The organism is Pirellulales bacterium, from assembly GCA_035656635.1.
GTDB lineage: Bacteria > Planctomycetota > Planctomycetia > Pirellulales > JADZDJ01 > DATJYL01.
In genome coordinates this window covers 1-5,496 of record DASRSD010000139.1, presented here as the reverse complement: position 1 = coordinate 5,496, position 5,496 = coordinate 1, and the positions used below count along the sequence as shown (strand labels likewise).

Annotated in this window: 7 protein-coding genes and 1 tRNA gene; 2 read left to right on the top strand and 6 right to left on the bottom strand. The window is 53.1% G+C overall.

The genetic code is table 11. From position 1 onward, the window contains the following. Positions 1-453: hypothetical protein (locus VFE46_13185; GenBank protein HZZ28948.1), on the bottom strand; the 453-nt coding region annotated here is incomplete at its 3' end. Between VFE46_13185 and VFE46_13180 the strand changes: the two genes are divergently transcribed. Continuing rightward, entirely contained in the window at positions 446-634 is a 189-nt protein-coding gene (locus VFE46_13180) for a hypothetical protein (protein HZZ28947.1), read from the top strand. The two genes, VFE46_13185 and VFE46_13180, sit on opposite strands and share 8 nt — an antisense overlap. A gap of 40 nt (positions 635-674) precedes the next feature. On the opposite strand, the gene VFE46_13175 is transcribed toward VFE46_13180, so the two are convergent. Then, positions 675-1,739: a hypothetical protein gene (locus VFE46_13175; protein HZZ28946.1), complete on the bottom strand. Its 1,065-nt coding sequence runs from the start codon at positions 1,737-1,739 to the stop codon at positions 675-677. A gap of 166 nt (positions 1,740-1,905) precedes the next feature. Here VFE46_13175 and VFE46_13170 point away from each other — a divergent pair, with 166 nt between their 5' ends. Further along, positions 1,906-2,601, top strand: coding sequence for a hypothetical protein (locus VFE46_13170; GenBank protein HZZ28945.1), 696 nt, complete (start codon positions 1,906-1,908; stop codon positions 2,599-2,601). A 70-nt stretch (positions 2,602-2,671) separates the two neighbouring features. Here VFE46_13170 and VFE46_13165 read toward each other — a convergent pair. The 4 genes from VFE46_13165 to VFE46_13150 all read right to left on the bottom strand — a co-directional run bounded on the left by VFE46_13165 (position 2,672) and on the right by VFE46_13150 (position 5,396). Continuing rightward, a tRNA-OTHER gene (locus VFE46_13165) sits at positions 2,672-2,794 on the bottom strand. A 118-nt stretch (positions 2,795-2,912) separates the two neighbouring features. Next, positions 2,913-3,200: a hypothetical protein gene (locus VFE46_13160; protein HZZ28944.1), complete on the bottom strand. Its 288-nt coding sequence runs from the start codon at positions 3,198-3,200 to the stop codon at positions 2,913-2,915. Positions 3,201-4,491: 1,291 nt separating this feature from the next. Then, positions 4,492-5,229, bottom strand: a complete 738-nt coding sequence (locus VFE46_13155) for a DUF6338 family protein (GenBank protein ID HZZ28943.1) — start codon at positions 5,227-5,229, stop codon at positions 4,492-4,494. A gap of 14 nt (positions 5,230-5,243) precedes the next feature. Further along, positions 5,244-5,396 (bottom strand): hypothetical protein, encoded by a 153-nt coding sequence (locus tag VFE46_13150; protein ID HZZ28942.1) that lies wholly within the window; start codon positions 5,394-5,396, stop codon positions 5,244-5,246. Positions 5,397-5,496: the final 100 nt, after the last annotated feature.

Below are 5,496 nucleotides of genomic sequence, written 5' to 3'. Positions count from 1 at the left end.
GTCCGGTTCGGACAGTAAAATCAAAAGCGCGTTAATATATTGACGGGTGCAATCGACGACGGGCAAAAAAATGGTTGTGCCGGGCAAATTTGAAAGTTGTGCGTTCCAACCCAAGTAGTAGGGATACTCGCGGGGAAAATCGAGCCGCCGGTCGGAGATGCGCACTTTAACCTGGTCGGCGGCATGAAGCCATTCCTGCTCGTGCCAATCGGTCCAGCGCGGAGGCAGTTCTTTCAAGAGCGATAATGCCACCCGCCCACGGGGATATTTCAGCAGCCAAATGCCCTCGTCGTTGATCATGAAAAAGCTGGTGGCCTGACAATTGTCGGCGCTGCTGCCGGTGCGGGCCACGATGTTCATAAACGGCGTACCCAATTCCTGGCCGCCGCCTTGCTTGTTGAGTGGGCCGTCGTGAGTGGTGATGCCCGTTACGCCCAGGGAACAAATGAGCACGGCTTCTTCGAGCCTGGTCAAAGGTGATGGCGGATTGTTGCTGCAATGGCTCAATGCTCCTGCGTCCAACGATGCGCCGCGGGGCACTCGCCGAGTGCGGCGCTCCACCAGTGCTGACAGCAGCGGGTATGTGCATAAATCCTCAAGGAAACCGGGGCGATGCTTTGCCGTCATTGTCTGATGTTTCTCATGAGAATTAAGTATGACCAGCGGCCGCAGCTTCAGCCTACGGGGTTATGTTTATCCAACTCCGCCAACACAATTGGAAACACATCGCGGTCGGCATCTTTACCGACGAAGCAATCCATGTGGGCATAGTCGGGGATGACGTGGCGTACATAGTATTCCGGCCCGTTGATCTTGCACAGGTAATCGAAAGTCTGCTGGCTGCCGCGAGGCAGAAACAGGCGGTTATTTTCTCCGTGTATAAACGCGATGGGAACCCGCAAGCGGGCGGCCTCGGGCAGGTAAATCTCGCGGCCGTCGGAGCTCACGGCATGGCCTTTATTAAGCATCCGGCTAATTTGCTTGAAGGTGGTCAAATTGGCGACGCCAAATACTTCGGGCAGCGCTTGATGGGTCGACGGGTTCAACTTGCTGTGGTCGTAAACTTCGCCGTACAAAAACAGCACGCGCCGGCAGAACGGACTGGAGCAGCCATCGTGGCTGGGATAAAAGCGGAGCAGCCGATCAAATGCGCGCTCGCCAAAATGTGCATTCGCATGAACGTCGGTAGTGAGCGTGCCCATTCCTACTGCCGCCAATGCTGTGGCCAAACGGAAGCGGGCTTTGACGCGGTTTATCAGCGGAGCAACCGGATGCAAGGTGAGCGCGGAAGATACGGCCGAGCGCACGCCTTCCAAGCCTTGTGTCATTGCCAGTAAGAATGTCAACGAGCCGACACAATGCGCCATAAACTGCACGCTCTCCGCCCGGCTGACCTCGCGCACTAATTTCACCGCGGCCGGATAGTCGCGAGCAGCAATGTCGTCCAACGTAAACTGCGTGGCCGCCGAAGGGAGCGCTGGGCTGGCACGGTAGTCGAAAATCCAAACATCGTAGTTTTTTGCAAATAGATACTCGGGCAGATTAGTGTCCACCGTGTCCAGGCAATAGGCTTGTCCCGAAGTGCCGAAGCCGGGCGAGAGAATCACCGGACCTTTGCGGCCTCCCTGATAACGCGTTAGCCGCAACCCGACACCGTCGCTGGCTTGGAAATCGTAGACCTTCGGCGCACTCATTCGCAATAGACGGCGCGCGCGGTCTGACGCAATAGTGGTTGTCACAGGCGTTACCTCAGGCCGAAAAGCGGCGAAAACACGATGGATTTCGCGCGCTTGTGCCGGCGCCTGCCTCATTCGATTCCGACAGGGTGGAGGATAAGATGTCCGCTTGTATAACAAGTGGCTACAATGCCGTCAATCAGGCGGCTGGTGATCGATCACTCTTATCTTGCGGCACACAACGATGGACCCGTGGGTGTATGCTTTGGGGGTGGTACTAGGCGCGGCGTTGGTTGCCGTCGCATATGGGTTCGTCATCCGACCCTGGCATATGACTTGGGGCAGTACGGCGGAAGAGCGGTCGCTTCCACTACCCGGCGACGAATTGGTGCAGGGACCGTTGGCCCAAGCAACCCATGCCATCACCATTCAGTCGCCTGTTGGTGAAGTGTGGCCGTGGCTGGTACAGATGGGGCAAGGCCGCGCAGGCTTCTACAGTTACGATTGGCTGGAAAATCTATTCGGCTGCCAAATTCGTAATGCGGACCGCATTGTTCCCGAGTGGCAAATCATCCGCGTCGGCGATGGCGTGAAACTTCATCCGCAAGCGCCGCCGCTGACGGTCGTAGTCGCCGAGCCACAGCGGGCCATCGTATTGGCCGGCGGTTCCGATTTTCAGCCTGCCATGTCGCGCGATCCGAGTTTTCTCAAACTCCACACGTATCGCGCTTTCACCTGGGCGTTCACAGTGCATCCGCAGCCGAACAATGCCACTCGCTTGGTGATCCGCGTCCGCGTGACCTGGGACCGCGGGCTGAGGCACTTCTTTCGCAGTCGAATGTTCCTGGAGCCCGCGCACTCTATCATGCAGCGGAAAATGAACCTTGGAATCAAGCATCGGGCAGAGTCTCTTCGGGACCATTAGCGTTGAATGTAACTGCGTGCGCTCGCCGGAATTTCGATTGATGCACCTTTCTTCGTCCATAGGGAACTAGTGGCCGAGGCGGGGATCGAACCCGCACGAGGGTAACCCCTCGAAGGATTTTAAGTCCCCCACGAAATAAAAAACAGTCGGGAAAACAAGGGTCTGTTACGCCCACTGGCCCCAAAACTGGCCCCACGATTTTAGATTCTGAATTGGAACGCGTTATCACCGCATGGCGGACCCTCCCTGAACACATCCGCGCTGTCATTCTGGCGCTGATTGACGCGGCGGTTGCATAGCGTCGTTTTGAATCATACTGGGCCGTCGAAAATCAAAGTAAGTTGCCGATCTAAAAAAATGCCATGCAGCGTGAAATCATCCACCGCTTTCACTATCTGCCAATTTAGTTTCCTGCCAATCTCTTGAATGTCGAATGTCGGGAATTGTGGAAACTCCGCCTTAACTTCGATAGGTGGCATGCTATTCGGACCGCGCTTCCCACCACTCGGAAGAATCTGTAACTGGAATTCTCGATACTGCTGCGGAAGGAATTGGCTGAGCGCTGCCTTCAAGTGTTCTAGGTATTCCATTTCGTCCATGATGAATCCTCCAGGCTTTTAGATGAAATAGGCCGCGCCACCGGTGGTAGTGGCGACGCAGCCTGACAAATCACTCGGTTTCTGCTTTCGGGAAAAACGTCATCCTCTTGTAGTCCGCTTTGCCCGCGGGATATGTCTGAATAAATCTGGGCGCTCTTTCATCGCTTTAATCGCGCCGCCGTGCCCGTGTGCTCTAAGCCAGTTGTTGCTGGGCAGAAGCATTTTCGATTTATTTTGCCGTGTTGTTTTCGTTTTCATCAAAACATTCCCTTTGCATAAAACATAGCCGCCATCCCTGAATAAATTGCAAGCGGGGTCCGTCGCTGGCTAGAGTATCGGGCGGGTAGTAAGGCCAGCAGCAAGAGCATTAGGCGAGCAAGCGCGGATTTGTCATCTCGTTTACTTTGTCGTATTCTTTTTGTAACAAGTATGCGGCCTGTGATAATGGCAACCGAAATGCTGTGCACTGGCATTGCATGAGGCCGCGCAGCCCACAAGAGCGTCAAGGTTTCGCGCGCATTCAAAAGGCCGCATAGGCGGGGCAGTGCCTACGCGGCCAGAAGTTTGCCGACATTTTATCGGCAGACTTGATTGTAGCAGTCGTTTCAGCGTCCGCCAGCGGCCTTGAACAGTGCAACGACAAGCGTGCCGTCGATGCTCACTAGCGTTAGGAAATTCCAGCCGTGTTCGATTGCGAATACAGCTAAACCGGTCAAACAAAGAAGAGCTAGGCAACGAAACGCGAAACTTGACCATTGCATGGTAGATGCTCCGGCAAATAGAAGATTGCCAATCAGCGTTGTGCTGACCGGCTGTGCCGAAGCGGAGAAATCACAGCGACTGTGATTCTGGTTTGCGAAAGGCAGGAGCGAATTGCCTGACGCTGGAATCATTGCGTGGAAAGTAACTCAAGGCAAGGGCAACTTTGTGACAGCATTGCCAGCAAGGTCTACTTTCGACGAGACCGGCGCTCCGGCCAGAATCTACTGCGGGATTGCCGCCGAACGATAGTTACTCCACCTTCGTATTTTTCCTCAATCAACTCAACTGGCGTTCCATCTTTGCCAATCACTACTCTCTCTTCGTGAGAGACACGCTTTAATAATCTATACCTGCGCATCATAAAACACCTTTCAACAAAAAAGCCCGCGACCGATAAGGGTGCGGGCTTGGTGGTTCCAATGCCGGATCGAATTGTCAAACGACGATCATCTTAGCGTGTTGTTTGCCGCTGTCAAGATTACGCCATCCTTTTTGCACTGTGGCCTGAATAAGCGAATAAGCACGCTTGCTAAGGCGCGATGGGATGGGAATCCGAATTCTGCTGCGGAGTGCCAGCATCTGAATCCAGTTGTTCTTCGGTTGTTTGAATGCTTACTACATCTTTTGTGTTTAATAACACGACCTCATCCTGACCAAGGATTATTGGTTCCGACGCAGTCCCATCTTTCCCCGGTGGGGGAACATAAACAGCGCGAACAATAGAGAAATCTTTTTCCTTTGCTACCAAGACTTCATAATCCTTCGGCACGGCTTGTAGAGTGCCAAAATAGGTAGCACCATTACTGAAATTAACCTTTACGGACAATGCACTCCTGCCCTTTAGACGAAACCAACTCCAACACGTAGTTCGTTGAACCGTTTCCAAGTACCAAACAGGTGTTCGGGTCCACGTAATTCGTGCGATGATTTTGCCAAAGAGAAACGCAAGAACAATTGACGCTGCTAAGTAACCCAATGAGAAAAACTCGACCGAGAGGGGAGCAGCCTTTATCCTTTCGCCGACCCATTCCCGCCAGCCCTTATCAATCAATGGCGCAGGATCGAATTGATACCATTTAAGGGCAATCCATGATCCACCCAGTATAAGAACACTGTTGATTACGATGCTATAACACGCGCACCACACTACGGCATCCATCGGGGCATGCGTGCGAATCGGGCGAGAAGCTTTCTCTACCGCAACAGCGATAAAACCAGGAAGAATGGCTAAGAGAAGTAGCGCAAACGCTTCAATACTGGAGGGCATTCTTACTTGCTATGCTACTTATTATTGTCTGCTGGTTTTTTGACGTAAGTATCAATGAGCTTATTTGTTTTTGTGTTGGTCGGCAGTTTCACCGCGCCTTGCGACTCCTGCAAGTGCACAGATTTCTGTCCATTGGATTGCTTTCCGCTGCAATTATCTTCTGCCATAAGTCGCTCCGTTCGTGTCGGCTATTGCTTTTTGTCAGAATTGCTACTGTTGCTTGCTGTAGCCGGTTTAACATACCGATCAATTAGTTGGTTCTGCGTG